Source organism: Streptomyces asoensis, assembly GCF_013085465.1.
Lineage (GTDB): Bacteria > Actinomycetota > Actinomycetes > Streptomycetales > Streptomycetaceae > Streptomyces > Streptomyces cacaoi_A.
Genome location: NZ_CP049838.1, coordinates 7,191,540 through 7,217,272, shown reverse-complemented (window position 1 = coordinate 7,217,272; position 25,733 = coordinate 7,191,540). Strand labels below are relative to the sequence as shown.

Here is a 25,733-nt window from a genome sequence, read left to right as displayed (position 1 = left end):
GTTCACCTGGCCCGGCGCAGACGATCGGCACGGCCAGGCCCCGTCCCCGAACGCCGGACGGGCTGAATACACCTGGCCCAGCGCAGAAGCTCGGGACCGGCCCGACCCCGAACGCCGGACGGGCTGAATACACCTGGCCCAGCGCAGAAGCTCGGGACCGGCCCGTCCCCGAACGCCGGACGGGCTGAGTTCGCCTGGCCCGGCGCAGGCGATCGGCACGGCCGGGCTGGTTTGCCCGGCCTTGACCTGAAGTTCCGGACAGTCAGCCCGCGACCGAGACCGACGGCTCGCCGGACGGGGTGCCGGATGCCTCCATCTGTTCGGCCAGCTTCATGGCCTCTTCGATGAGGGTCTCCACGATCTTCGACTCGGGGACGGTCTTGATGACCTCGCCCTTCACGAAGATCTGGCCCTTGCCGTTGCCGGAGGCGACGCCGAGGTCGGCCTCGCGGGCCTCGCCGGGGCCGTTGACGACGCAGCCCATGACGGCGACGCGGAGGGGGACGTCCATGCCCGTGAGACCCGCGGTGACCTCTTCGGCCAGCTTGTACACGTCGACCTGGGCGCGGCCGCAGGACGGGCAGGAGACGATCTCCAGGCCGCGCTGCTTGAGGTTGAGGGACTCCAGGATCTGGTTGCCGACCTTGACCTCCTCGACCGGCGGGGCCGACAGCGAGACGCGGATCGTGTCGCCGATGCCCTGGGAGAGGAGGGCGCCGAAGGCGACCGCCGACTTGATCGTGCCCTGGAAGGCGGGGCCGGCCTCGGTGACGCCGAGGTGGAGCGGGTAGTCGCTCTGGGCGGCGAGCTGCCGGTACGCCTCGATCATGATCACCGGGTCGTTGTGCTTGACCGAGATCTTGATGTCGTGGAAGTCGTGCTCCTCGAAGAGGGAGGCTTCCCAGAGGGCGGACTCGACGAGGGCCTCGGGGGTCGCCTTGCCGTACTTCTGGAGCAGGCGCCGGTCCAGCGAGCCGGCGTTGACGCCGATGCGGATCGGGGTGCCGTGCTCCTTCGCCGCCTTGGCGATCTCCTTGACCTTGTCGTCGAACTGCTTGATGTTGCCGGGGTTCACCCGGACCGCCGCGCAGCCCGCCTCGATCGCGGCGAACACGTACTTCGGCTGGAAGTGGATGTCCGCGATCACCGGGATCTGCGACTTGCGCGCGATCGTCGCGAGGGCGTCCGCGTCGTCCTGCGTGGGGCAGGCGACGCGGACGATCTGGCAGCCGGACGCGGTGAGCTCGGCGATCTGCTGGAGGGTGGCGCCGATGTCGGAGGTACGGGTCGTGGTCATCGACTGCACGGACACCGGGGCGTCTCCGCCGACCGCCACGGATCCGACCTGGATCTGCCGGCTCTTCCGGCGCTCGGCAACCCTGGTCGGAACGGACGGCATGCCGAGAGAAATCGCAGTCATCTGCTGTGCAACCCCAAGTCGTGGATCAAGGCCCAGGTCCCGTCGTAGGCGGGTTCCAGGCTTCGAGATTACGGCACCGGCCCAGGCGCGAGCACTCCCCCACCTCGAAACCACTCGGCGGGGGGACCTCCACCGCCGTCGAACCCACTCGACGGAAGGCGGCCCGGAACATATCGTCCCGGGCCGCCGCGAACCACGTGTGACGAGCAGGTGGCTACGAGATGCGCACCGGGTTCACCACGTCCGCGATGAGGACCAGCACCGTGAAGCAGATGAAGATGCCTGCCACCACGTACGCCACCGGCATCAGCTTCGCCACGTCGAACGGGCCCGGGTCCGGCCTGCGCAGGACCTTGGCCAGATTGCGGCGCAGGGACTCCCACATGGCGCCCGCGATGTGCCCGCCGTCCAGCGGCAGCAGCGGGAGCATGTTGAAGAGGAACAGGGAGAGGTTGAAGCCCGCGACCAGCATCACGGCCATGGCCAGCTGCTGCGAGGCCGGGATGTCCAGGGTGAAGATCTCGCCGCCGACGCGGGCCGCGCCGACCACGCCCATGGGTGAGTCGGGCTCGCGGGGAGCGCCGTCGAAGGCGGCGTTCCACAGGGCCGGGATCTTGCCGGGGAGGGCGGCGATGGAGTCGACGGCCTCGCCCACCCGGTCGGTCATCCAGGACACGGAGTCGCCGAAGTCCTGCTTGACGACGCCGGTGGCCGCGCTGAAGCCGAGGAAGCCGGCCTTGATGTACTCGCCCTGGACGTAGGTCCCGTCGGAGTCCTTCTTGGCGACCTGGTTGGTGGCGATCGTCGTGTGCAGGGTCAGTTCCTTGCCGCCCCGGTCGACGACGATGGCCACGTCCTTGCCGGCGCTGACCCGGATCAGGTCGGAGAGCGTGTTCCAGTCGTCCGTCCTCTCCCCGGCGAAGGAGACGATCTTGTCGCCCGGCTTCATGCCGGCGGCCGCGGCCGGGGAGGCCGGGTCGGACGACTTGCACTCGTCGCGGTTCTGGCTCTGCGAGATGACGCAGGGGGAGATCGAGCTGACGGTGGTGGTCTGCTGCTGGATGCCGAAGCCCATCAGGACGGTGAGGAACAGGCCCACCGCGAGCACCAGGTTCATGAAGGGGCCCGCGAACATCACGATGACCCGTTTCCACGGCTTGCGCGTGTAGAACATGCGCGTCTCGTCGCCCGGCTGGAGCTCCTCGTACGCGGCCGAGCGGGCGTCCTCGATCATGCCGCGCCAGGGTGAGGTGGAGCGGGCCGTGATCCGGCCGTCGTCGCCCGGCGGGAACATGCCGATCATGCGGATGTAGCCGCCGAAGGGGATCGCCTTGACGCCGTACTCGGTCTCGCCCTTCTTCCGGGAGAAGATCGTCGGGCCGAAGCCGACCATGTACTGCGGTACCCGGATGCCGAAGAGCTTGGCCGTGGACAGGTGCCCCAGCTCGTGCCAGGCGATCGAGATCAGCAGGCCGACCGCGAAGACGACTATGCCGAGGATCATCATCAGGGCTGTCATGCACGCGCCTCCGCGGTAGCCGTCAGTTCCTGGGACCGGGCCCGTGCCCAGGTCTCCGCTTCGAGGACGTCCGACACGGTGAGTGAAGTTCCCGTCGCCGGCGTGCCGTGCTCCTGCACGACCCGGGTGACGGTCTCCATGATCCCGTTGAACGGGAGGGCGCCCTTGCGGAACGCCTCCACACACTCCTCGTTGGCGGCATTGAACACCGCCGGGGCCGTGCCCGCGAGCTCGCCCACGTGCCGGGCGAGGTTCACCGAGGGGAAGGCCTCGTTGTCGAGCGGGAAGAACTCCCACGTCGACGCCGTGCTCCAGTCGAAGGCGGGCGCCGCGTCGGGGACACGCCGGGGCCAGCCCAGACCGACGGCGATCGGCCCTCCCATGTCGGGGGGCGTCGCCTGGGCCAGCGTCGATCCGTCCGTGAACTCCACCATCGAGTGGACATACGACTGGGGATGCACGACGACCTCAATGCGGTCGAAGGGAATGTCGTAGAGAAGGTGCGCCTCGATGACTTCCAGGCCCTTGTTGACCAGGGTCGCGGAGTTGATCGTGATCACCGGGCCCATGGACCAGGTGGGGTGGGCGAGGGCTTCCTCGACCGTCACGTTCGCCAGCTGCTGCTTCGTGCGGCCTCGGAAGGGGCCGCCGGAGGCGGTGACGACCAGCTTGCGGACATCCGCACGGGTGCCGGCGGCGAGAGCCTGGAAGAGGGCCGCGTGCTCCGAGTCCACCGGGATGATCTGGCCGGGCTTCGCGAGCGCCTTGACCAGCGGGCCGCCGACGATGAGCGACTCCTTGTTGGCGAGCGCGAGGGTGCGGCCCGCCTCCAGGGCGGCGAGGGTGGGCGCGAGGCCGATGGAGCCCGTGATGCCGTTGAGAACGGTGTGGCAGTCGGAGGCGGCGAGCTGAGTGGCGGCCTCCGGGCCGGCCAGGATCTCGGGGAGCGGCTCCCCCGTCCCGTACTCGGCGGCGAGTGCCTCGCGCAGGGCCGCCACGACGTCCTCGCGGGCGACCGCGACGGTCCGTACCCGCAGCCTGCGGGCCTGCTCGGCGAGGAGGGCGACCCGGCCGCCGTTGGCGGACAGGCCGGTCACCCGGAAGCGGTCCGGGTTGCGCAGCACGAGGTCGACGGCCTGGGTGCCGATCGAACCGGTGGAGCCGAGGATCACCACGTCCTTCGGACCGTCGCCCGCGACCGGGTCGTAGACGAGGTGCGGGTCGGCGAGGGGGGCTGGACTGTCACTCATCCCCCCATTGTTGCCGCAACGGGTGCGCGGCAGGACCGGGGTGTCCCCCGGGAACGTGCATCGGTCGCGTAGACCCCACCGTGCGTGGCCGAACATGGTCGGCCATGTGCGTCTCGTAGCGTCCAATGCGCGGAGTTTTTCGCATTGTTTCCCGTACAGAGCACTTCGTCTTTTTCGTTGGTACTTCACCTATCTGTGCCGCTAGCTTTCGGCGCAGGATCTGCGGATCGATCGGGGGGTTCTGATGACGAGCCGCGCAGAGGCGGAGCAACTGCTGTCCTCGCTGGGTGACAACGACCTCGTGGAGGTCGGTGAGGACGGCAACATCTACGCCGCCGGAAAGTCACCCGCCGGGTTCATCAACAAGCCGATCGTCGGCATCGCCGACCAGAAGGGGGAGTACTCCCGGACGGGCCGGTCCTGACATGCCGGGCGAGGCGAGGGACATCAAGGTCACCCGCAGCCTGGTGATCGGCGCCGATCCGGTGGGCGGCCGGCTGGCCGAGGAGAGACGCATCCTGGCGCTGCACTTCCCCAGGTTCGTCCTGGACTCCACGACTCCGCGCGCGGGTACGTGGGCGGTCGCCAGGGGCCCGCTGCGGACGTTCGCCGGCACCAGGTACGACATCTGGATCGATCTGCCCGACGGCTATCCGCACAGCCTTCCGCAGGTCTGGCCGCACGGCTGGACGCCGGTGAAGAACCCGCACATGTACGCGGACGGCACGATCTGTGTGATGCGTCGCAGACAGTGGTCCTCCTTCTTCTCGGCGGCCGCCGTGGTCGCGAAGGCGGCGATCTGGCTCAACAAGTACGAGATCTGGGTCGAGCGGCAGGTATGGCCGGGCCCGCAGCAGCCCCACTGACAGGGGCCACCGGGCATCTGAGGAGGTCCTGGTATGACCGCTGACGCGGTGCTCGACACATCCCGCATCGACTATCTCCTCGACACCTCCGAACTGGGCCGGGCCAGGATCGTCCTGGTCGGCCTGGGGAGCGGAGGCACCGTGGTCATGGAGCGCCTGGCCATGTGCGGCATCCGCGACTGGGCGCTGTTCGACCCCGATGTGCTCCAGCCGGAGAACCTGGTCAAACATCCGGCGCGGCGCAGCGACCTCGGGCGGCTCAAGACCGACATCGCCACGGAATGGCTCGTGGACCGCAACCCGGCGAGCCGGGTCGATCCCTTCGCGCACGACGTGACCAGGTCCCCCGAGATCGAGCGGGCGATCGCCGGGGCGACCCTGGTGGTGTGCGCGGTCGACGACGCCGTGGCCCGCAACTACGTCAACGAGCTGTGTGTGCGCAGCCGCGTCCCGTGTGTCTTCGGCATGGTGTTCCGCACCGGACTGGGCGGCGAGGTCTACGCCTATCTTCCGGGCGAGACCGGTTGCCACGACTGCAAGCTGAAGTTCTGCATGGACCGGGGCCTGGACCTCGACGACTGGCTGGAACTCACCGACGAGGAACAGCAGCGGATCTACGGCCTGGGCGAGACCGACTTCGCGGCTTCCGGGCTGGCCGCCGACATCTCCATCGTGGCCTCGTACCACGCCCACTACGTGCTCTCGCTGCTCGGCGGCCGCCGTTCGCGGTATCTGCTCCAGCCGAGTTTCAACTGGCTGACCGTCGGCATCCGCCGGGCCGAAGGCCTCTTCGGCAATTCGTACGACAACACGCGCATCCTGCTCCGGCCGCTCACCGGGTGCCATCTCGCCTGTGGGCCGGCCACCGAGCCCGACACGGGCAGCGAGTGAGGACGGTGGAGATGTTCGGAACAGCCCGGAAGAAATGCCCAGCCACGCTGCGGGTCTTCGTACGGCCCCGGGTGACGCATCGCTTCACGCAGGAGATCCTCAGCCATCCGACGGTGGAGGTGGGCGGCAAGTACGTCGGGTTCATCCGGGGCACGAAGCGGTCCGAACGCCTGGACGAGCGCCATGAGGCGATGGAACGGCTGGAGCTGCACGTCGTGGACTACATCGACGACGGGCCGCGGGCGGACCGCACCCCCACGTTCCACCGCGGCGACACCGAGTTCCAGATCCAGGAGTTCCGGCGGCTGGAGAAGCGGTACCCCGAGATCGAGCATCTGGGCAGCTGGCACAGTCACCATCCCAACCAGCTGCGCAACCTGAGTTCCGGGGACATCGAGGGATACCGGGACACGGTGAACGCCCAGGGTCACAACCACGACTTCTTCTTCGCCAGCCTGGGCACGGACAGCCGTGGATTCGCGTCGGCCCGGCACTTCCTCTTCGTCCGGGGCGACCGGCACTACTACGAACTGGCGGGAGAGAACCTGATCGTGGCCGAGGGGCCGCCGGGACCGACGGGCCCGGCGGGCGGGGCCGTCGCGGTCCCCGATCCGGCGACGCAGGGGCCCGTGCAGTTGTCGGTGCCGGGCTGGACCGACTCGCCCCAGGGCCAGGAACGGCTGGCCCGTGACCGGGACCTGATAGCGAAGTACAGCGGGCTGCGCCATGTCGTGCGCTCGGACCGGATCGCGGTGACCGGCCAGGTGGTCTGGGCCGGCCGGGTCCCGGTGACCCTGCATGTGCTGTACCCGTCCTCGGCGCACACCACCGACGGGCTGCTGAAGGTGACCGTCGCGGGAAGCCAGACCCTCGAGGTCAGTCTGACCGGCGACCGGTCCGGCGATCTCGCCTTCGCGCTCAAGGCGGTGGAATCCATCGCGCAGTGCGCGGCCGACATCGACCACCAGACACTGCACCGGTCCCCCGGGCCGCCCGGCCGGGGCGGGCAGAGCGGACCCCGGCCATGAGCACGACCACGAACCGGCGCACGATCGCCCTGACCCATCGCGAACCGCCCGCCTTCCTGGGCGAGTCGGTGGGCTCGGCGCTCGGTGCGCTCCAGCACCGCCAGTCCGCCTGGCTGGTCTCGCGCAGCATCTCCGCCCCGGCGTTCACCCGTCGGCTGCTCGAGCGGGAGCCGGGCTTCGGCAGTCTGGCGTCGTCGCAGCTGGGCGCGGCCTCGGAGGTACTGACGTTCCGGCTGGGCCATGTGCAGCGCTGGCGGCTGCTGTGGGTGGTGTCCACCGACGGGCCCAGCCAGTTCACCGATGAGCGGACGGTGCGCGTGGGCGTCAGCGAGGAGACCACCCGGGAGCTGGCGACCACCATCGGTCTCGAGGCGAAGTTGGACATCCCGTTCCTCGCCGCGCAGGCCAGCGCGCAGTGGTCCCGGCTCACCAGGTCGACCATCTCGGTGAACACGGAGTCCGAGTTCACGCGCACGTTGTCGTACGACGTCCCCGAGGGCGGCCTGGACATCGCGCTGTGGCAGCTGGAGTCGCAGCTCATCAGGCGTCTCGAGCTGCGGGCCGGTGCCGCCCTGCCGCCGGATCCGATGCCGCGCTGGGTCGAACTGGCGGTGACCGCCCGGGCCAGGAGCCGGGTGATCACCGTGCCCACGAACGTGGTCCGGGTGCTGACCAGGAGAGCACCGGGAGGCGGGGGCGCAGCCGCCGGGACGTGAGCCCGCGCACCGTGGCGGACACACGTCCCGGCGCCCGCTCAGCGGATGGGCCGGTGGACGTTCGTCCGCTCGCTGGGACCCGGTGTGGTGTCGGCGATCCAGGGGCCTTCCCCGGACGGGTCGACGATGCCCTGCTCCAGCCACTCGTAGGTGCCGGCCATGACACCCTTGACGACCTTGCCGTCCACGTCGTCGGTGTTGCTCCACAGCCGGCCGAAGAGCTCGTCGACGCGGATCCGCGACTGGCGGCAGAAGGCGTCGGCGAGCTGGTAGGCCTCCCGGCCGTTCTCGCCGCGCGAGCGCAGCAGTTCGGCGCGCACGCAGGCCGCGCTCATCGCGAACAGCTCCGCGCCGATGTCGACGATCCGGCCGAGGAAGGCCTGCTTGGTCTCCATCCGGCCCTGCCAGCGGGACATGGCGTAGAAGGTGGAGCGGGCGAGCTTGCGGGAGTGCCGCTCGACGTGCCGCAGATGCGGGGAGAGGTCGACGCCATGCTTGAACTCCGCATAGGAGGACGGCAGTTGGCCCGGCCCCGCGACCAGTTTCGGCAGCCACTTGGCGTAGAAGACACCCGCGTTCGCGCCCGCCCTCGCCTTGTCCTGGAGGGACTTGTCGGGGTCGATCAGGTCACCGGCGACCGAGAGGTGGGCGTCGACGGCCTCGCGGGCGATGAGCAGGTGCATGATCTCCGTCGAGCCCTCGAAGATGCGGTTGATCCGCAGGTCGCGCAGGACCTGCTCGGCGGGGACGGCCTTCTCGCCCCGGGCGGCCAGCGAGGCCGCCGTCTCGAAGCCGCGGCCGCCGCGGATCTGGACCAGCTCGTCGGCCATGCGCCAGCCCAGCTCGGAGGCGATGAGCTTGGCCAGCGCGCCCTCGATCCGGATGTCGTTGCGGTCCTCGTCCGCCATCTGGGAGGAGAGGTCGAGCACCGCCTCCAGGGCGAAGGTGGTCGCCGCGATGAAGCTGATCTTCGCGCCGACGGCCTCGTGGTGGGCGATCGGCCTGCCCCACTGCTCTCGGGCCGCGGACCACTCACGGGCGATCTTCAACGACCACTTGCCGGCCGCCACGCAGGACGCGGGCAGCGAGAGACGGCCCGTGTTGAGCGTGGTCAGGGCGATCTTCAGACCCACGCCCTCGGGGCCGATGCGGTTCGCGGCCGGGACCCGCACCTGGTGGAAGCGGGTCACGCCGTTCTCGATGCCGCGCAGGCCCATGAAGGCGTTGCGGTTCTCGACGGTGATGCCGGGCGAGTCCGCCTCCACGACGAAGGCGGTGATACCGCCCTTGTGGCCCTCGCTCTTCGGCACCCGGGCCATCACGACCAGCAGGTCGGCGACCACCCCGTTGGTGGTCCACAGCTTCACCCCGTCGAGCACGTAGTCGTCCCCGTCCGGCACCGCGCTCGTCGCGAGGCGCGCCGGGTCGGAGCCGACGTCCGGCTCGGTGAGGAGGAAGGCGCTGATGTCGGTGCGGGCGCAGCGCGGCAGGAACCGCTGCTTCTGTTCCGGGGTGCCGAACAGCTTCAGCGGCTGCGGTACGCCGATCGACTGGTGCGCCGAGAGCAGCACGCCGACCGCGGGGCTGGCCGAGCCCACCAGGGCCAGCGCCTTGTTGTAGTACACCTGGGTGAGGCCGAGGCCGCCGTACTTGGGGTCGATCTTCATGCCGAGGGCGCCGAGCTCCTTGAGCCCGTTGATCACCTCGTCGGGGATGCGGGCCTCACGCTCGATGAGGGCCGCGTCCACCTTCGTCTCGCAGAAGGCGCGGAGTTTCGTCAGGAACTGCTCACCGCGCCGGACGGCCTCGTCGGTGGGCAGCGGATGGGGGTGGATGAGGTCCAGCCGGAAGCGGCCGAGGAACAGTTCCTTGCCGAAGCTGGGTTTGCGCCAGTCCTGCTCCCGAGCGGCCTCGGCGACCTGGCGCGCCTCACGCTCGGTGACAGTGGGTTTCTTGAGGGGTGGTGCGGACATGAGGCTCACCTCGCCGCGAATCGGGATCTCGGGCCACATTGGTCACCGATGGGTGCTACTCGATCGTTGGTACCCGATCCGGGGCGAGGTGGCCACCCCACGCGCGTGCGTCCGGCCGGTGCCGGCCGCTCACGGCCGCGGTCCGGGTGGCCTGTTCCCTTCGAGGTCCCGGCACCGGCTCCGGCGCCGGGGACGCGCCCGTCGCCGGTGCGGAGCCTGCGCCGAACGAGTGGTGGCCGCGGGGCCGGAAAAGCTTGCCGTACTCTTCTCCACCAATCCCCCACAACTCGCTGTCGAAGCGCTTCGACAACCTATGGACACCCACCCCCGCTAGAGCTACTGTCGAACCACCCTCACCCGCCCGTGTTCGCCCTGCGCACTGTCGAAGCGCTTCACAAAACTTGGAGAGCTGGATGGTCACCCTCGCCGAGGTCGCCCAGCACGCCGGAGTCTCGGCGAGCACGGTGAGCTATGTCCTCAGTGGCAAGCGGTCCATCTCCACGACCACCCGGCAGCGGGTCGAGCAGAGCATCCGGGAGCTCGGCTACCACCCGAACGCGGGCGCCCGCGCACTGGCCAGCAGCAAGTCGAACATCGTCGCGCTGATGATCCCGCTGCGCACCGACATGTATGTGCCGGTGATGATGGAGATCGCCATCGCGGTGGCCACCACCGCGCGCACACACGGGTACGACGTCCTGCTGCTCACCGGCGAGGAGGGTCCCGACGCCGTCCGCCGCGTCACCGGCAGCGGGCTCGCCGACGCGATGATCGTGATGGACGTCGAGCTCGACGACGAGCGGCTGCCGCTGCTGCGCTCCACCGACCAGCCGTCCGTGCTGATCGGGCTGCCCGCCGACACCTCCGGTCTGACCTGCGTCGATCTGGACTTCGCGGCGACCGGCGCGCTCTGCGTGGAGCACCTGGCGATGCTGGGGCACCGTGACATCGCTGTCATCGGCGAGGCGCCGGCCGTCTACGAACGGCACACCGGCTTCGCCGAGCGCACGCTCGACGGACTCCGTCACCGGGCGAAGGAGTTGGGCCTGCGGCTGCTGCACCGCCCGTGCGAGGGCGGGTACGACGCGATGGCCGTGACCCTGGCCCGGGTCCTCGACGAGCGTCCGGGCACCACCGGGTTCGTCGTACAGAACGAGTCGGCGGTCGAGCCGCTGCTCGCCCTGCTGCGCCAGCAGGGCCGGGCCGTACCGGAGGACGTGTCGGTGGTGGCCATCTGCCCCGACCAGGTCGCCGTCCAGGCCTCGGTGCGGCTGACGTCGGTCGCCATCCCCGCGCAGGAGATGGGCCGGCACGCCGTGGAACGCCTCGTCGCCAAGCTGGAGGGGCACGGCAGCGACGAGGTCGTGATGATCGCGCCCGAGCTGACGGTCCGGGCGAGCACCGGACCGGCGCCCACCGTCTCCTGACCCACCCCGCTCTTCCGCCGTCGCGCCCGTTGCCAGGGCACCGCCATGTCTGCACTCCTTCAAGGAGCACCTCACATGAACCAGCCTGCCGAAAACCAGCCTCAGGTCAGCCTCGCGCAGTCGTCGCCCACGGTCGGCACCTTCCGTGAGCACGGCGGCGCGCTGGAGTGGAGCGGCCGCCAGGAGACCCTGCGGGTCGAGCCGTGGGGTCCGGACGCCGTCCGGGTGCGCGCCCGGCTCGGCGGGCCGATCCTCGAAGGGCTGCCGGGCGCGCTCCTCGACGAGCCGCCGGCCACCGAGAGCAGCGTCAAGATCACCGACGCCGAGGGCCAGTTGACCGTCGGCGCCCTCACCGTCGAGGTGAACGCCGAGGGCGTGATCCGGTTCCTGCGGACGGACGACCGCACCGAGATCCTGGCCGAGGAGCGCGCCCACTTCTGGTGGCCGGGCACCCGCCTCTACACGGCCGTCGGCAACGGCCACCACCGCCTGGAGCAGCGCTTCGCCGCCTACGACGACGAGAAGCTGTACGGCCTCGGCCAGCACCAGCACGGCCGCCTGGACCAGAAGGGCCTGGTCCTGGACCTGGTCCAGCGCAACGCCGAAGTGGGCATCCCGGTGCTCACCTCCAGCCGTGGCTACACCCTGCTGTGGAACAACCCGGCGATCGGCCGGGTCGAGCTGGCCGGCAACGGCACCCGCTGGGTCGCGGACTCGGCCCGGCAGATCGACTACTGGATCACCGCCGGGGCCCCGGCCGACGCCCAGCGCCGCTACAGCGCGGCCACCGGCCGTACCCCGATGCTGCCGGAGTGGGCGGCGGGCTTCTGGCAGTGCAAGCTGCGCTATCGCACCCAGGACGAACTCCTCGGCGTGGCACGGGAGTACAAGCGCCGGGGCCTGCCGCTCGACGTCATCGTCTGCGACTTCTTCCACTGGACCCACCTGGGCGAGTGGAAGTTCGACCTGGCCGAGTGGCCCGACCCGGCGGCGATGGTCCGTGAACTCGAGGAGCTGGGCGTCAAGTTGGTGGTGAGCGTCTGGCCGTCGGTGTCGCCGCTGAGCGAGAACCATCCGGTGATGGAGCAGCGCGGCTGGTTCATCGGCACCCAGTACGGCCCGATGGCCCACGCCGACTGGCCGGACAAGGGCGTCGCGTCGACGGTCCAGGTGGCGTTCTACGACGCGACGAACCCCGACGCCCGGGAGTTCGTGTGGTCGAAGATCCGCGACAACTACCTGGCCCCGTACGGGATCACGGCCTTCTGGCTGGACGCCTGCGAGCCGGAGCTGAAGCCCGGCTTCCAGGAGAACCTGCGCTACTGGGCGGGTCCGGGCCTGGAGGTCGGCAACATCTACCCGGCCGAGAACGCCCGCACCTTCTACGAGGGTCTGCGGGCCTCCGGCGAGGAGGAGATCATCAGCCTCAACCGCTCGGCGTGGGCAGGCAGCCAGCGCTACGGCGCGGCCCTGTGGTCCGGTGACATCGGCACCGACTTCGCGACCCTGCGCCGGCAGATCGCGGCCGGACTGAACACCGCGCTGTCGGGCATCCCGTGGTGGAACACCGACATCGGCGGCTTCCACGGCGGCGACCCGAGCGACCCGGCGTACCAGGAGGTGATGGTCCGCTGGTTCCAGTTCGGCGCGCTGTCCCCGCTGATGCGGCTGCACGGCTTCCGCGACCCGGGCATGCCGCTGGGCCCGGACATGACCGGCGGCCCGAACGAGGTGTGGTCGTACGGCGAGGAGGCCGGCGCGGTCCTGGAGAAGTACCTGCGGCTGCGCGAGCGGCTCAAGCCGTACGTCCTGACGGTCATGCGGGAGGCCCATGAGGAGGGGCTGCCGCCGATGCGGCCGCTGTTCCTGGAGTTCCCGGAGGACCAGGCGACCTGGTCGGTGGACGACTCCTACCTCTTCGGCCGGGACCTGCTCGTCGCCCCGGTACTGACGGCGGGCGCCACGGCCCGCACGGCCTACCTCCCGGCGGGCGCCACCTGGACGGACGCGTGGACGGGCGAGACGTACGAGGGCGGCGCGGCCGTGACGGTCGACGCCCCGCTGGACCGCCTCCCGCTGTTCCTGCGGGACGGGGCGCGGCTGCCGGTGGCGGAGTAGCCGCAGGGGGAAGGGAACACGGGCGGCCGGTCCGGTCCAGGGGAGGGACCGGCCGTCCGTAAAACCTGAGTCATCGGTGAACTCCCGTTGAAGCAAAGGTGAGTTGGCTGGGTAAGGGACCCCCGTCCACTGCCCGTCCCCGCTTCGAAGGGTGTCCCGCCCATGTCCTCACCCCCGCTCGCCCTCACCCTGGCCAATCTGCTGCTCCGGCCGGGCCACGGCTCCCGTCGCACCCCCGACCGCGCCTTCGGCCGACTCCTCGCCGGGACCGGACAGGCCGACGGCGATCAGCGGTTCGTCGACGACCTCCGGCTGCTGCTGCGCCACTGGTCCCGGGACGAGAACCTCACGCCGGTCGGCTGGTGGTCCGCGCAGGGCCATGTCCGCAGGCATCTCGCCAACCGCGCCCGGGTCCGGCGGCTCATCGCCGAGCACCCCGGGATCGCACGGGAGCCCATCGAGAGGCCGGTGTTCGTGGTGGGCCTGCCACGCACCGCCACCACCCTCACGCACGGCGTGCTGTCCCTCTCGGAGCAGCACCGATGTCCCCTGTTGTGGGAGTTACTGACACCGGACCTGGAGGGACCGGCCCGGCTGCGCGGGAAGGCGGTCACCGCCGCGCGTCTGATGGTCGGCGGCATCGACCTGTTCGCCCCGCGCTACCGCGACATCCACCCCCTGGTCGCCGAGGGCCCCGAGGAGTGCACCTTCGCCCTCCCGCACACCGTCATGCCCCTGTCCCAGGCCCGCATCCCGGCCTACCGGGCCGCGCTCGACGAGCGGGACTACGTCCCCGACTACGCGTACCTCAAGCAGATCTACCAGGTGCTCCAGTACGGCCGGCCCCGCCGCCGCTGGGTGCTGAAGTCGCCCCTGCACACCGGGAACCTCGACGCGCTGCTCACGGTCTTCCCGGACGCCACCCTGGTGTGGACCCACCGCGACCCGGCCGCCGTCGTGGCGTCCTTCTGTAGCCTGATCGAGCACGGGATGGCCATCACCCTGCGCCCCCTCGACCTGCACGGGCTCGGGGCCACCTGGCTGGAGCTGCTGAGCCGCTCGGTGCGGCGCGGCCTCGCGGCCCGGGCCGCCGTCGCCCGCGAGGCGCTCGTGGACGTCCCTTACTCCTGGCTGGGCTCCGTTCCGGCCGCCGGCGCCCCGAAGCTCTACGCGGCCGTCGGCGCCCGCTGGACCGACGCCGACGCGGCCCGGCTCCCCGCGATCGCCTCCCGTCCCAGGGGCGCCCGGCCGCACAGCTACGACCTGTCCCGGTACGGCCTGACCCGCGCCGACGTCGACTCGGCCTTCGCCGACTACAACGTGCTGCGGGCCGAGGTCGACCGGGCGTAGGAACGCCGGCCGGCCCCGGCCCCGAGGTCAGCTGCTGCTGACGGTGAGGTTGTTGGTCACGAAGTCCAGCCCGCCGGAGGACGAGGTGATCTCGTATCCGAACTGCACGTCACCGATGGTCTCGTTGCCGAACCAGCCCTTCGTGTCCTTGATCCACTTGAGGATCGGCAGGATGCTGACGGTGCCGGACGACGAGTCGGACGTGCGCAGGAACGAGAACACCTCGTTCGCGCCGTTGGTGCCCTTGTAGACGGTCCAGGTGTGGCCGCCGAGGGTGACGTTGCCCTGGGAGGTGCCGAGCGGGCCGACGGCGCCGTTGTAGTTCACCCAGAGCATGATCTCGTAGTCGTAGTCGGTGTCCCAGATGTCGTACGACGTGTTGTAGGCGCCGGACGACGGGACCGTGACGTTGTAGCTGCTGGACAGCGAACCGAGCGAGGTGATCGTCTTGTTGATCACCTTCTTGGAGTTGGGGTACGACTTGATGCCGCCGGTGTTCGGGTGGTTGGCCCAGACACCCCAGTTGGTACCGGAGTTGGCCCAGACGCACTGGCTGCCGGCGCCGGAGCCCCAGATGTTGTTGTAGAGCGTGTAGCCGTTCAGGCTGGTGTTGCCCCACTGGTCGCAGGAGTTCCAGACGGCGGCCTGGGCGGGGGCGGCGGCGAGTCCGACGGTCGCGCCGAGTGCGAGCGCCGGGGCCAGCAGGGCCTTGCCTACCCTGCTCAACGTACGTGTTGCCATGGTGTCCCTTCCATGGGTGGGGGGAGTCACCACGTCCCCGAGGTGAGGACGTGGTCTTCTCCGGCGACCAGGTCGAGCGGCGATGCGCCGCCGGAGGAAGTCCGTACTTCGATGCGGTGACCGCGCCGCGGCCGCAGGACGGCCCTGGTGCCGTCGGGGCCCCAGGAGAGGTCGAGTTCGGCGCCGAACCGGGTCCGCACGCCCCGTAGTTCGCCCGACGTGAGCGCCGGGGGGAGCGCGGGCAGCAGGACCAGCCGGTCGGGGGTCGACTGGACGAGCATCTCGATCAGCACGGCGGGGAGGGTGTGCGCGGCGTCGGCGTTGTACACGTCGCGGCGGGGGTAGTGGGCGCTCATCAGGGAGGCGTGGAAGAAGTCGCCGTCCAGGACCTCGCCGAGGGCGTGGGCGACCCGCCGGCCGTCCCGGAGCCGGGCCGCGATCAGCGCGTGGTGCAGGTGGCCGTGCGCGGAGTCGTTCTCGGCGCCGCGCAGTTCGAGTGCGCGACGGGCGGCGGCGGCCGGCCCCGGGGTGTCGTAGGGGTTGATCTCGTCGAGGGGCCAGACGCCGTAGAGGTGGCTCAGATGGCGGTGGTCGTAGGTGTCGTCGAGGCCGGTCCTGGCCCATTCGGCGAGGGCGCCGTCGGAGTTGATCCGGTGCGGCGGGAGGCGGTCGGCGAGGGCACGCCAGCGTGCGGCCTCGGCGGAGCCCGGGTGGTGGTCGGCGGCCGTCAGCAGCGCGTGCCGGGCCGCCGAGAGGTCCATGGCCGCGTTCACGGCGCCCCAGCTGCCGCCCGTGGGCCGGTTCTCCGGCGAGTAGGAGGGGACGACGACGAGCGGCCCCTCGGGGTCGTCGGGGTCGGTGCGGGTGAGGAAGTCCTCGTAGAACCGGGCGACTTCGGCGAGGGCGGCGGCGGTGCGCGGGTCGCGTTCGCCGCGTGTCTCGTCGTGGTCGACGAGGGGTTTGAGCAGCCAGTCGGCGCCGGCGGTCCACAGGTGGAGCGGGTATTCGCGGCTGAAGTGGTACGTCAGCCCGGACTCGCCGTCGGTGTGCGCCGGCGCGACCGCGCCCCGGGCGCCGAAGACCGCGCGGGCGTTCTCCCGCCAGTCGTCGAGCTGCCGGTGCATCAGGGAGGCCAGCGCTTCGGTGACTTCGGGGAGGGCGGCGGCCGCGGCGGAGGCCGTCTGGAGGTTGAGGTTGGCGTCATTGGTGAACGCCCCGGACCAGGCGGTGTCCCAGTCGCCGGTCCACAGTCCGGGCAGGCGGGGCGGGTTGAGGCCGGAGGAGGAGAGGAGGTGGTAGCGCCCCGCCGCGAAGAGGCGTTCGAGCAGCGCCGGGCTGCGGGGGCGTTCCAGCAGCTCGGAGCCGGGGAGACCGCGCTCGTCCGGCTCCGCGTGGAGGTCGAGGGTGACGCGCTCGTAGGCGGTGCGGTGGAGGGGGAGGTGGCGGCCGAGCAGCTCGTCGTAGAGGTGCGGCAGCTCGCTCAGGGCGCGCTGTTCCCCGGTGACGTCCAGTTCGCCGGTGTGCCTGCGGACGCGGGTGAGCAGCAGCACGCACTCCGCGCCGGTGACCCGTACGCCGGGGTGGGTGAGCTCGGTGCGGCCGCCGGTGACGACGACGAGGGTCACGCCCGTGTAGGCGCGGTCGCTGTCGGGGTAGCGGGCGCGCAGGGTGAGCAGGGCACCGTCCGGGGTGAGGACGGACCCCTGGCCGACGGCGAGGTCGGCGGGTGCGCCCGGCAGCCGGTGGTCCAGGGAGATGTCCAGGTCGAGGCCGGTGACCTGCTGGACGATCACGTCGTCGGCGCGGGAGACGAAGACCCGGCTGGTGCCGTCCGCGCAGGTCGCGGTGGCCTCGCCGGTGGTGAAGTCGACGGTCCGCAGACGGTGGCGGCGCGGCTCGTCCGAGGGCGCTCTCAGCCGTATCTGGAACGCCGGGTGGAAGGGCTGGACCCATTGCAGGGGCCGGTGGTCGGTGAAGCTCTCGGCGGCCTCCCACTCCCCGGCCAGCAACTTGTCCTGGAGGGCGGGGAGTTCGGCGGCGAGCTCCGGCGGGCGGGCGTGTTCGGCGCCGTTGGGCCGGACCAGGGTGTGGTGGGTGACGATGACCCGGTCGTCGTACGGATCGCCGAACGTGAGGGTGCCGTGCCGGCCGTTGCCGCTGAGGAAGGCGTCCTCCCAGCGGGCGGCGGGCCGGTACTCATGGGTTCCGTGCACGGGACGGTCGGTGCTCGGGAGGTCGGGGTGCGCACGGGAGGAGGCTTTGGTCATGAGCGCAGCACCGCCACTCCGTAGCGGCCCAGCGTGATCTCGTCCGTGCGGGCCGTCCCGGTCAGCAGGTCGTGGTGGGTGCCCGGGAGTTCGACGGTCACCGGCTCGCGGCCGTGATGGAGCAGGAACAGCAGCTCACCCCGGCGCACGGCCTCGACTTCCGGCGGGAGGCCTTCGAGGACGGGCCGGGCGCCCGCGTCGGCGGCGATGCGGGCGAGCAGCGCGCGGAAGGCCTCGGGCTCGGGAAGGGTGGAGACGTACCAGGCGCGGTCGTTGCGCAGGACGGCGGGCAGTCCGTCGAGTTCGCCGCCCTTGTAGACGGTTTCCACCACGTCCGGTTCGGTTTCCAGCTCCTCCGACCACAGGGTCCCGCGGAAGCCGTCGGTCTCGACGTGCTCCCCCGCCTCCAGCGGCCACCACTCGTGCAGGGTACGGATACCGAACAGCTCGCACAGCCGGGCGTCCATGCCGCCGGGACGGACCCGGTCGTCCTCGTCGGCCACCCCGGTCAGGAAGCCGGCCACGAGGGTGCCGCCGCCGCGGACGTAGGCGAGGAGATTGTCGATCGCCGCGTCCGTCATCGCGTACAGCTGGGGGACGACGACCAGCCGGTAGCCGCTGAGGTCGTGTTCGGGGTGGGCGAAGTCGGTGGTGAGCCGGCTCTCCCACAGGGCGCGGTGCCAGGCGTGGAGGACGGCCGAATGGTCGACGTGGGTGGAGGGGCGGCCGTCCTGGGCGCCGGCCCACCACGCGTGCCAGTCGTGCAGGATCGCGACCTCCGCCTCGATGTGACTGTTCGTCACCTCGGGTCCGATCCGGGCGAGTTCGGCGCCCAACTGCTTGACCTCCTGGAAGGTGCGGCCCCGCTCCCCCGCGTGGCTGACCATGCCGGAGTGGAACTTCTCGGCGCCCTGCCGGGACTGGCGCCACTGGAAGTAGCAGACGGCGTCCGCGCCGCGGGCCACGGCCTGGAGGGACCAGAGCCGGTTGAGACCACGCGGCTTGGGGTGGTTCACCCCGCGCCAGTTGACCGGTCCTGCCGCCTGTTCCATCAGCATCCAGGGGCCGCGCGCCAGGGACCGGGTCAGATCCTGCACCAGTGCCCCGTGCTGGGAACCCAGCGGGTCGCGCGGATCGGGGTAGAGGTCGACGGAGACGACGTCCTCCTCCTCGGCCCAGCGCCAGGCGTCCTGGCCGAAGAAGAGCGGCATGAAATTGGTGGTGACCGGGATGTGCGGGGTGTGCCGGGCGACGATGTCACGCTCGGCGAGGTAGCACTCCAGGAGCATGTCGGAGGTGAAGCGCCTGAAGTCCAGCACCTGACCGGGGTTCTTCATGTAGTGGGGGCGGCGGGCGGGCAGGACGGAGTCCCAGCTGTCGTAGCCCTGGCTCCAGAAGTCCGTGCCCCAGGCGATGTTGAGGGCGTCCAGGGTGCCGTACCTCGCGCGCAGCCAGCGGCGGAAGGCGACGGCCGCCTCGTCGCCGTGATCGGCCGTGCAGTACTCGTTGTTGATGTGCCACATCGTGAGGGCGGGATGGCCGGCGTAGCGGGCGGCCAGGTCCTCGGTGATGGCGGCGGCGTGCCGGCGGTAGGTGGCGCTGGAGTGCGAGAAGTGCTGACGTCCGCCCCACCACTCGACGTCGCCGTTCTCGTCGCGGGGCAGGGTGTCCGGGTACAGCCGGCCCAGCCACGGGGGCGGGGCGGAGGTGGGGGTGGCGAGGACGACGCCGATGCCGTTCGCGTGCATCAGGTCCATCAGCGTGTCGAGCCAGCCGAACTCCCGTGCTCCCGGCTCGGGTTCGAGCCGGGACCAGGAGAAGACACCGAGGGTGACCGAGTTGACGCCGGCGTCCCGCATCAGCCGGACGTCCTCGTGCCAGGTCTCCTCGGGCCACTGCTCGGGGTTGTAGTCGCCGCCGAAGAGGATGCGGCCGCGGGTGGCGTCGGCGAGACCGGGCCGGTCGACGGCGGCCATCAGACGGGCTCCCCGTACTGGATGCCCCGGCCGTTGGTGGCGATGTACACCCGGCCGTGGATCCGCGGGTCGGCGGCGATGGTCGCGCCGATCCAGCCCCACTGGTGCCGGTCGTCGTTGATCCGCACCCAGGTCTCACCGCCGTCGTCGGAGCGGTACACGGCGGTGATCGCCTCCGTGGAGCCGACCTGGTAGACCGCCGGGTACCCGGCGCCGTCGGCGGCCCTGCCGAAGGCCACGGTGTACGAGGCCCAGCAGGTGGTCAGCTTGGTGAAGCCCGCGCCGCCGTCGGTGGATCGGTACAGGCCGTTCCACTTGGTGCTCAGCCACAGGTCGCCGGACCGCCCCGGGGCCGCGGCCAGCTGGAACTGGCTGTCGCCGGAGGGCAGTCCGCTCGCCCGCGCGGTGAAGGTGCGGCCGGCGTCGGTACTGGCGAACAGGGTTCCCGTGTCGCTGTCGTACGCGTAGAAGCGTGTCGGGTCGGCCGGGTCGGCGAGCGGGGTGGCGCCCTTGGGGAAGGAGGAGACCTCGGACCAGGTCGCCCCGTTGTCAGTGGAGCGCTGGGCGGGGTACTTGGTGCCGTCCCAGTGCACGAGGGTCCACAGCAGGACGCTGCCGTCGGTGTTGGTGGCGATGGGCCCCGGTGCGTCCTTGGCGAGGGCGGGCTGGGCGGCGAAGGGCGCCCACGACCTGCCGCCGTCGGTCGACCAGGCGCCGTTGCCGTGGTCGCCCCAGCCGGTGCGGACGACGTACGACGGCCTGTCCGCGGCCTGCGCGAGTCCCGTCACCGTCCCGAACACGGGGTTCGTCGCCATGCCCCGGGACGGCGAGGCCGTGAGCCGCTCGTGGTACATCACCCCGACGTCCCCGAGGCCGCTGATCAGGTGCGCCTCCCCGGTCGGGGGCGAGATCAGCTGCCGTACGGAGGTCTCCTCCAGGCCGCGGATCTGCGGGGCCCAGTGCTTCAGGTCCCGGGTGCCGTAGAGCGTGGCGCCGGTGCCGAAGACGACGTGCTTCGCGTCGTACGGGTCGACGGCGACGGCCTGGATCCACCAGCCGAACTTGGGCTGCTGCTCACCCCACTTCAGGTAGGGCGTCTCGGACACGTCGAGGACGGCGGTGTCCTTGAGGGACGTCCAGGTGCGGCCGCCGTCCGTGGTCCGGTACAGGGTGTCGACCGCCGCCCAGCGGTTGTTGGTGGAGACGACGACGGTGCCGGGGCGCCGGGCGTCCACGGCGACGCCGCCGTAGCCGAAGGTGTCGGAGGAACCGTCGCCGGTGGTGCCGCCCGGCTTCACCGGCGTGACGTCGGTCCACTTGCCGCTCACCGTGGCCAGCTTGTGCACACTGCCGGTGGCCTGGCCGTTGGGGCCGGGCGCGTCGGCGTACGTCACGTACAGCTCACGGGTGTGACGGTCGTGGGCGGCGCGGACGGGCACCTTGGCGGAGGTGCCGGTGGGCCGGCTGGGGACGGCCTCCCAGGTGGTGCCGTCGGCGGTCCGGTACAGGTTGGCGCTCGTCCCGTCGGAGTCGCCCCAGCCCGCGTAGAGGGTGCGGCCGGCGGCGACGAGGAGGGTGACGCCCTGGCCGCTCGCGCTCGGGGTGCCGGGGAAGCCGGTGACCGCCGCCCAGGTGGCGCCCCGGTCGGTGGACCTGAGGAGCCCGTCGTGCCGGGTCCCCAGCCACAGGGTGTCGCTGTCCCGCGGATCGACCAGCAGCCGCTCCCCCGTGCCCCGGCCGTCCTCGTTGCCGCCGAGCTTCACGGAGAGGTCGGTACGGGTCCAGGTGGCGCCGCGGTCCTCGGAGCGCAGGACCGCGCCGTTGCCGGCCCAGGACTGGGCGTAGGTGCCGAGGGCGAGGTAGAGCCGGTCCGGGTGCGCGGGGTCGACGGCGAGGGCCTCCACGCCGAGGAGGTTCCAGTCGTCCCAGCCGAGGTGGTCGGTGAGCGGGGTCCAGCGGGCCGCGCGGTCGTCCCAGCGGTAGGCACCGCCGATGTCGGTACGGGCGTAGGCGAGGCCCCGGACGGCGGGGTGGAAGAGAACGCCGGTGACGAATCCGGTGCCGCCGATCACGGCGTTGCGCCAGCGGTAGGCGGGGGCGGCGGTCCCGGCGGCCCGGGCGAGGCCTTGCCCGGCGGGCAGCGCGACCACGCCCACGGCGGCTGCGGTGCCGGCGAGGAGCGTGCGGCGGCTTGGGGAGGGCGTGTGCATGAGGTACCTCGCAGGGGGTGGTGGACCTGGGTTCGTTCGGTGCCGTGTGCTGGTGTCGGCCGGGGATGGGGTCACTCGCCCGCGCTCGCGGGGTGCCGCCGCGCCCACCCGTGCCGCCCCACCGGTACGACTGCCGACAGCTGGGGGAGGGTGGGGCGCCGGATGACTGCCCCCAGGGGCGCGGGGAACTGCGCGATCGGCCACGACGGACCCGCAGCCGAAGTACGCCGACGTACTGTGCCGGTCCCCGCCCCCCGGCGCCGGGCGTCAGCCCTTGACCGCCCCCGTGAGCATGCCCTTCTTGAAGTGCCGCTGGACGAGGGGGGATGCGATCGCGACGGGGATCAGGGCAAGCACCATGACAGCCATCTGTAGTCCCAGGGCGGAGAGTTGACCGGTGCGAACCGCCTGCTGGAGGCCGGTCGGCGCCTCGGTGTTCTTCTGGACCAGCTGGATGAGCACGTTCTGAAGCGGCATCATCTGCTGGTCGGTGAGGTAGATGGAGGCGTTGAACCAGGCGCTCCAGTACCCCACCGCGTAGAACAGGGAGATGACGGCCAGCACCGCCCGCGACAGCGGCATGATGATGGTCAGCAGGATGCGCAGGTCACTGGCCCCGTCGATGCGCGCGGACTCGGTGAGTTCGGGGGAGATCCCCATGAAGAAGGCCCGCAGGACGAGGATGTTGAAGACGCTGACCGCGCTCGGCAGGATCAGGGACAGATAGGTGTCGGTGAGGCCCAGCGACTGCACCAGAAGGTACGTCGGAATGAGGCCGGCCCCGAAGAACATGGTCGCCATCATGGTCATCAGCAGGAACCGGTGGCCCAGACTGCCCGGCCGGGACAGGCCGTAGGCCGCGAGCACCGACACCGTCATCGAGAACAGCGTGCCGAAGAGCGTGACGCCGAGCGAGACCATGATCGCCCGGCTGACCTGGCCGCCGCTGAGCAGTTCGGTGTAGTTGACGAAGGTGATGCCCTGAGGGATCACGACGAGGCCGCCGACCCGGTCGATCACCGGTTTGGGCGAGAGACTGGTGACGATCACGATCCACAGCGGACCGAGCACCCCCAGGCAGCAGAGTACGAGGAGGCCGCCCTTCGCGGTGAGTCCGGTCCTGCCCGGCGGCTCCTCCCACGCGGGGCGGGCGGGCGCCTTGAGGCTGCGGACGAGCTGCGTGTTGAGGCTCACTTCTGGTACACCCCCTGCTCGCCGAGCAGGTGCGCGAACTTGTTCGCGCCCAGGACGAGACAGACTCCGATGACGCCTTTGACGAGGCCGACCGCAGCCGCGTAGCTGAAGTCGCCGTTCTGGATACCCATGTTCCACACGTATGTGTCGAGGACCTCGCTGGCCCCCACGCCGACCGCGTCCCGCTGGAGCAGGAACTGCTCGAATCCGACGCTCAGCGCGTCGCCCACCCGTAGGACCAGCAGCAGCGCGATCACCGGGCGCAGCGCGGGCAGCGTCACATGCCACATGCGCCGCCAGCGCCCCGCGCCGTCCATGGCGGCGGCCTCGTACAGATCGGTGCTGACGGCGGCCAGCGCGGCGAGGAAGACGATGATCCCCCAGCCGGCGTCCTTCCACACGGCCTGCGCGGTGACCAGATACTTGAAGAGGTCGGCGTCGGTCATCAGGTCGAAGCCGCTCCAGCCGTGGTCCTCGAGGGTCTGCGCGATGATGCCCGCGCCGCCGAAGACCTGCTGGAACACGGTGACCACGAGGACCCACGAGAAGAAGTGCGGCAGATACATGATCGCCTGCGCCACGGCCCGGACCCGGGGCCGGATCACGCTGTTGATGAGCAGCGCGAGGGCGATGGGGATCGGGAAGAACAGCACCAGTTGGAGGGAGAACAGAAGGAGGGTGTTCTTCGCGGCGCTCCAGAACAGCGGGTCGTCGACCATCCGCGAGAACTGCTCCACACCGACCCAGGGGCTGTGGAAGATCGCCGTGACGCCGTTGCTGGACACGTACGGGTCGTAGTCCTGGAAGGCGACGACATTGCCGAGCAACGGGATGTAGTTGAAGAGCAGGAGCAGCACGATGACGGGCAGCGTCATCAGGATGAGCGCGCGGTCGCGGCGCAGCCGGATCCGCCAGGGGACCTTGCCGGCCTTGCCCGCCTTGCGCGGCACCCGCTCCTTCACCACAGCTGTGGCGACCGCGGCCGTCGGTTCCTCGACGGCCGCGGGGGGACGGGTCCCTTCGGGTCTGCTCCCGGCCGTGAGAGACATCAGTTGCCACTGCCGTTCTTGTCGAGAAGCTGCTTGTACCAGTCGCGCAGCTTCTCGCCGCCGGAGGACTTCCAGGTGGAGATGGCGGCCTGCACGTCGGACAGCTTCCTGTTGCCGCGTACGTAGTCGATCTCCAGCTGCTCGAACTGGCTGGAGAGGTTCGCGTACCGGGTCGGCTCGACGATGTTCATGCCGTACGTGGACGTCTTCTTCATGAAGGCGCCCATCCGCTGCTGCCACTCGACCTGCTTGCGGGCGATCTCGGGGTAGTCGGGGTGGGCGTAGTAGGCGGCCGGCGCGGACAGCATCACCCAGGCGTTGATGACCTCGGAGTTGCCCAGGTCGGTCTTGACCGGGACGCCGTCCTTGACCGTGTAGTGGGTGCCCTCGACGCCGTAGTCGACGAGCATCCGCTCCTTGGTGCCGTAGGGCGCGGCCGCGAAGTCGGCGGCGGCCAGCGCGTTCTCGATCGTCGTCTTCGAGGCGCCCTTGCGGATCATCGACCAGATGCCGGCGGGCTGGGCCGCCGTCAGCGACGGGTCGCCACCGTCCGCGCCGAAGATGTCCATGCCCTCGATCACGAAGTCCGGGTTGGCCGCGGCCTGTTCGGCGGTCTTGCCGTACCAGGTGGACATGTCGTTGTTGAAGACCAGGATCTGCCCGGCGGTGAACCGCTGGCCCGCGTCGCCCGAGCGCGCCTTGTCGTCGGGGTGGACCACGCCCGCGTCGAACAGCTTGCGCGTCCACTCCAGAGCCTCGAGGTACTCGGGCTGCTCGACGCGGTACGTCAGCTTGCCGTCGGAGCCGATGTTCCAGCCGAGCGTCCCGGAGGGGCGGACACCGAAGATGTTCCACGCGGTCCAGTTCATGTCCCCGCAGGCCCACACCTTGGCCTTGGCGCTGGTGGCCTCCTTGGCCCAGCTGAGGAACTCGTCGGGCGACTTGGGTACGGAGTAGCCCTTCTTGTCGAAGATGTCCTTGCGGTAGTAGGGCACGATGAAGGACGCGGTGGCGGCCGGCATCGGGATGCCGCGCAGCGCGCCGCCGAAGATGCCCATGCGCCAGGCGTCGGAGGGGATCGCGGCCAGGTTCGGGTACTTCTTGACCTTGTCGCCCGCCAGGTAGGGGCCCAGGTCCATGAACTTCGCGGTGACCGCGTTCGCGATCTTGCCGACCAGTTCCCAGCCGGGCACGACCACCATGTCGGGTATGGAGCTGGAGGCGAGGACGGCGCCCAGCTTCTGGCCGTAGGTGTTGCCGTCCTGGTTCTGCCAGGTGATCTTGGTGCCCGCTGCGGCGTCGAGCGCCGTGTAGTAGGCGCAGCCGGCCTTCGGCGGGGAGCCCCAGAACGGGGACATGATCTTGAAGGAGGCGCCGGTGCCGAGCTTCTTCGGGACCGAGGCGGTCAGGGTCGCGAGGTCGACCTTGCCGGTGTAGCCGGCGGACGAACCGTTCTTCGACGGAATGTCCGGCTGGGCGACCGTGCTGGCGACGTACGTCGGCAGCAGCTTGTTCGCGTCCTTGCCCGAGGTGGTGCCGTCGCGCGAGCCGCTGTCCGTGCCGCCGCAGGCGGCTAGCAGCGGCATCCCTCCCGCCACCGCTGCGGTGGCGACCGCGGTGGAGGCGAGGAAGCTTCTCCGGCTGGGCCCGGAAGGACCAGAAGAGAGGGAAGCGGCGTTCGGCGTCATTGCGTCAACCCTTCATGGCGCACCAGGACACCCGGCGGTGGCCGTCGGCT

Annotated in this window: 19 protein-coding genes; 8 read left to right on the top strand and 11 right to left on the bottom strand. The window is 70.6% G+C overall.

Annotated elements, in window-relative coordinates; all coding sequences use genetic code 11:
* Positions 1 to 262: 262 nt before the first annotated feature.
* From ispG to dxr, 3 genes are all read right to left on the bottom strand, one after another.
* Positions 263 to 1,420 (bottom strand): flavodoxin-dependent (E)-4-hydroxy-3-methylbut-2-enyl-diphosphate synthase, encoded by a 1,158-nt coding sequence (ispG, locus tag G9272_RS32555; RefSeq protein WP_171399821.1) that lies wholly within the window; start codon positions 1,418 to 1,420, stop codon positions 263 to 265.
* Between the two features lie 214 nt (positions 1,421 to 1,634).
* Positions 1,635 to 2,939, bottom strand: a complete 1,305-nt coding sequence (locus G9272_RS32550) for a M50 family metallopeptidase (protein ID WP_171399820.1) — start codon at positions 2,937 to 2,939, stop codon at positions 1,635 to 1,637.
* On the bottom strand, positions 2,936 to 4,189 hold the full coding sequence (dxr, locus tag G9272_RS32545; protein ID WP_171399819.1) for a 1-deoxy-D-xylulose-5-phosphate reductoisomerase: 1,254 nt from the start codon (positions 4,187 to 4,189) through the stop codon (positions 2,936 to 2,938). The genes G9272_RS32550 and dxr overlap by 4 nt, the downstream gene beginning before the upstream one ends.
* A 244-nt stretch (positions 4,190 to 4,433) precedes the next feature.
* On the opposite strand from dxr, the gene G9272_RS32540 reads away from it, so the two are divergent.
* The 5 genes from G9272_RS32540 to G9272_RS32520 are packed head-to-tail and all read left to right on the top strand — an operon-like array spanning position 4,434 to position 7,690.
* Complete coding sequence (locus G9272_RS32540) at positions 4,434 to 4,613, top strand: hypothetical protein (RefSeq protein ID WP_020128630.1); 180 nt, start codon at positions 4,434 to 4,436, stop codon at positions 4,611 to 4,613.
* Position 4,614: 1 nt separating this feature from the next.
* Positions 4,615 to 5,055 carry a ubiquitin-conjugating enzyme E2 gene (locus G9272_RS32535; RefSeq protein ID WP_171399818.1) on the top strand — a complete coding sequence of 147 codons (441 nt, stop codon included), beginning with the start codon at positions 4,615 to 4,617 and terminating at the stop codon, positions 5,053 to 5,055.
* 33 nt (positions 5,056 to 5,088) lie between these two features.
* The gene (locus G9272_RS32530) at positions 5,089 to 5,946 is read left to right on the top strand and encodes a ThiF family adenylyltransferase (protein WP_171399817.1); all 858 of its coding nucleotides are present in this window, start codon (positions 5,089 to 5,091) and stop codon (positions 5,944 to 5,946) included.
* Between the two features lie 11 nt (positions 5,947 to 5,957).
* The gene (locus tag G9272_RS32525; RefSeq protein ID WP_171399816.1) at positions 5,958 to 6,974 is read left to right on the top strand and encodes a hypothetical protein; all 1,017 of its coding nucleotides are present in this window, start codon (positions 5,958 to 5,960) and stop codon (positions 6,972 to 6,974) included.
* A complete protein-coding gene (locus G9272_RS32520) occupies positions 6,971 to 7,690 on the top strand; it encodes a hypothetical protein (RefSeq protein WP_171399815.1) in 720 nt (239 codons plus the stop codon). The genes G9272_RS32525 and G9272_RS32520 overlap by 4 nt, the downstream gene beginning before the upstream one ends.
* Before the next feature lie 38 nt (positions 7,691 to 7,728).
* Here G9272_RS32520 and G9272_RS32515 read toward each other — a convergent pair whose 3' ends face one another.
* Positions 7,729 to 9,663, bottom strand: coding sequence for an acyl-CoA dehydrogenase family protein (locus G9272_RS32515; protein ID WP_171399814.1), 1,935 nt, complete (start codon positions 9,661 to 9,663; stop codon positions 7,729 to 7,731).
* Between the two features lie 413 nt (positions 9,664 to 10,076).
* Here G9272_RS32515 and G9272_RS32510 point away from each other — a divergent pair, with 413 nt between their 5' ends.
* From G9272_RS32510 to G9272_RS32500, 3 genes are all read left to right on the top strand, one after another.
* Positions 10,077 to 11,090, top strand: a complete 1,014-nt coding sequence (locus G9272_RS32510; RefSeq protein ID WP_171399813.1) for a LacI family DNA-binding transcriptional regulator — start codon at positions 10,077 to 10,079, stop codon at positions 11,088 to 11,090.
* Between the two features lie 75 nt (positions 11,091 to 11,165).
* Positions 11,166 to 13,208 carry a glycoside hydrolase family 31 protein gene (locus G9272_RS32505; RefSeq protein WP_171399812.1) on the top strand — a complete coding sequence of 681 codons (2,043 nt, stop codon included), beginning with the start codon at positions 11,166 to 11,168 and terminating at the stop codon, positions 13,206 to 13,208.
* A gap of 162 nt (positions 13,209 to 13,370) precedes the next feature.
* Positions 13,371 to 14,558, top strand: coding sequence for a sulfotransferase family protein (locus G9272_RS32500; protein ID WP_171399811.1), 1,188 nt, complete (start codon positions 13,371 to 13,373; stop codon positions 14,556 to 14,558).
* 27 nt (positions 14,559 to 14,585) lie between these two features.
* On the opposite strand, the gene G9272_RS32495 is transcribed toward G9272_RS32500, so the two are convergent.
* The 7 genes from G9272_RS32495 to G9272_RS32465 form a co-directional block, all read right to left on the bottom strand.
* Positions 14,586 to 15,299, bottom strand: a complete 714-nt coding sequence (locus G9272_RS32495; RefSeq protein ID WP_171399810.1) for a glycoside hydrolase family 12 protein — start codon at positions 15,297 to 15,299, stop codon at positions 14,586 to 14,588.
* Positions 15,300 to 15,325: 26 nt separating this feature from the next.
* On the bottom strand, positions 15,326 to 17,566 hold the full coding sequence (locus tag G9272_RS32490) for a glycosyl hydrolase family 95 catalytic domain-containing protein (protein ID WP_171399809.1): 2,241 nt from the start codon (positions 17,564 to 17,566) through the stop codon (positions 15,326 to 15,328).
* Positions 17,563 to 19,542 (bottom strand): beta-galactosidase, encoded by a 1,980-nt coding sequence (locus tag G9272_RS32485; protein WP_171399808.1) that lies wholly within the window; start codon positions 19,540 to 19,542, stop codon positions 17,563 to 17,565. The genes G9272_RS32490 and G9272_RS32485 overlap by 4 nt, the downstream gene beginning before the upstream one ends.
* Positions 19,542 to 21,752, bottom strand: coding sequence for a sialidase family protein (locus G9272_RS32480; RefSeq protein ID WP_171399807.1), 2,211 nt, complete (start codon positions 21,750 to 21,752; stop codon positions 19,542 to 19,544). The genes G9272_RS32485 and G9272_RS32480 overlap by 1 nt, the downstream gene beginning before the upstream one ends.
* A 267-nt stretch (positions 21,753 to 22,019) precedes the next feature.
* Positions 22,020 to 22,946 (bottom strand): carbohydrate ABC transporter permease, encoded by a 927-nt coding sequence (locus tag G9272_RS32475; protein WP_171399806.1) that lies wholly within the window; start codon positions 22,944 to 22,946, stop codon positions 22,020 to 22,022.
* Positions 22,943 to 23,995 (bottom strand): ABC transporter permease, encoded by a 1,053-nt coding sequence (locus G9272_RS32470; protein WP_171399805.1) that lies wholly within the window; start codon positions 23,993 to 23,995, stop codon positions 22,943 to 22,945. Before G9272_RS32470 ends, G9272_RS32475 begins: the two co-directional genes overlap by 4 nt.
* Positions 23,995 to 25,683: an extracellular solute-binding protein gene (locus G9272_RS32465; protein ID WP_171399804.1), complete on the bottom strand. Its 1,689-nt coding sequence runs from the start codon at positions 25,681 to 25,683 to the stop codon at positions 23,995 to 23,997. The genes G9272_RS32470 and G9272_RS32465 overlap by 1 nt, the downstream gene beginning before the upstream one ends.
* Positions 25,684 to 25,733 lie beyond the last annotated feature (50 nt).

Coding starts and splice junctions, on each gene's coding strand:
- G9272_RS32550 (WP_171399820.1), bottom strand. CDS start 2,939: ATGACAGCCCTGATGATGATCCTCGGCATAGTCGTCTTCGCGGTCGGC.
- G9272_RS32495 (WP_171399810.1), bottom strand. CDS start 15,299: ATGGCAACACGTACGTTGAGCAGGGTAGGCAAGGCCCTGCTGGCCCCG.
- G9272_RS32465 (WP_171399804.1), bottom strand. CDS start 25,683: ATGACGCCGAACGCCGCTTCCCTCTCTTCTGGTCCTTCCGGGCCCAGC.
- G9272_RS32515 (WP_171399814.1), bottom strand. CDS start 9,663: ATGTCCGCACCACCCCTCAAGAAACCCACTGTCACCGAGCGTGAGGCG.
- G9272_RS32510 (WP_171399813.1), top strand. CDS start 10,077: ATGGTCACCCTCGCCGAGGTCGCCCAGCACGCCGGAGTCTCGGCGAGC.
- G9272_RS32520 (WP_171399815.1), top strand. CDS start 6,971: ATGAGCACGACCACGAACCGGCGCACGATCGCCCTGACCCATCGCGAA.
- G9272_RS32535 (WP_171399818.1), top strand. CDS start 4,615: ATGCCGGGCGAGGCGAGGGACATCAAGGTCACCCGCAGCCTGGTGATC.
- dxr (WP_171399819.1), bottom strand. CDS start 4,189: ATGAGTGACAGTCCAGCCCCCCTCGCCGACCCGCACCTCGTCTACGAC.
- G9272_RS32500 (WP_171399811.1), top strand. CDS start 13,371: ATGTCCTCACCCCCGCTCGCCCTCACCCTGGCCAATCTGCTGCTCCGG.
- G9272_RS32530 (WP_171399817.1), top strand. CDS start 5,089: ATGACCGCTGACGCGGTGCTCGACACATCCCGCATCGACTATCTCCTC.
- G9272_RS32480 (WP_171399807.1), bottom strand. CDS start 21,752: ATGCACACGCCCTCCCCAAGCCGCCGCACGCTCCTCGCCGGCACCGCA.
- G9272_RS32470 (WP_171399805.1), bottom strand. CDS start 23,995: ATGTCTCTCACGGCCGGGAGCAGACCCGAAGGGACCCGTCCCCCCGCG.
- ispG (WP_171399821.1), bottom strand. CDS start 1,420: ATGACTGCGATTTCTCTCGGCATGCCGTCCGTTCCGACCAGGGTTGCC.
- G9272_RS32485 (WP_171399808.1), bottom strand. CDS start 19,542: ATGGCCGCCGTCGACCGGCCCGGTCTCGCCGACGCCACCCGCGGCCGC.
- G9272_RS32505 (WP_171399812.1), top strand. CDS start 11,166: ATGAACCAGCCTGCCGAAAACCAGCCTCAGGTCAGCCTCGCGCAGTCG.
- G9272_RS32540 (WP_020128630.1), top strand. CDS start 4,434: ATGACGAGCCGCGCAGAGGCGGAGCAACTGCTGTCCTCGCTGGGTGAC.
- G9272_RS32490 (WP_171399809.1), bottom strand. CDS start 17,566: ATGACCAAAGCCTCCTCCCGTGCGCACCCCGACCTCCCGAGCACCGAC.
- G9272_RS32525 (WP_171399816.1), top strand. CDS start 5,958: ATGTTCGGAACAGCCCGGAAGAAATGCCCAGCCACGCTGCGGGTCTTC.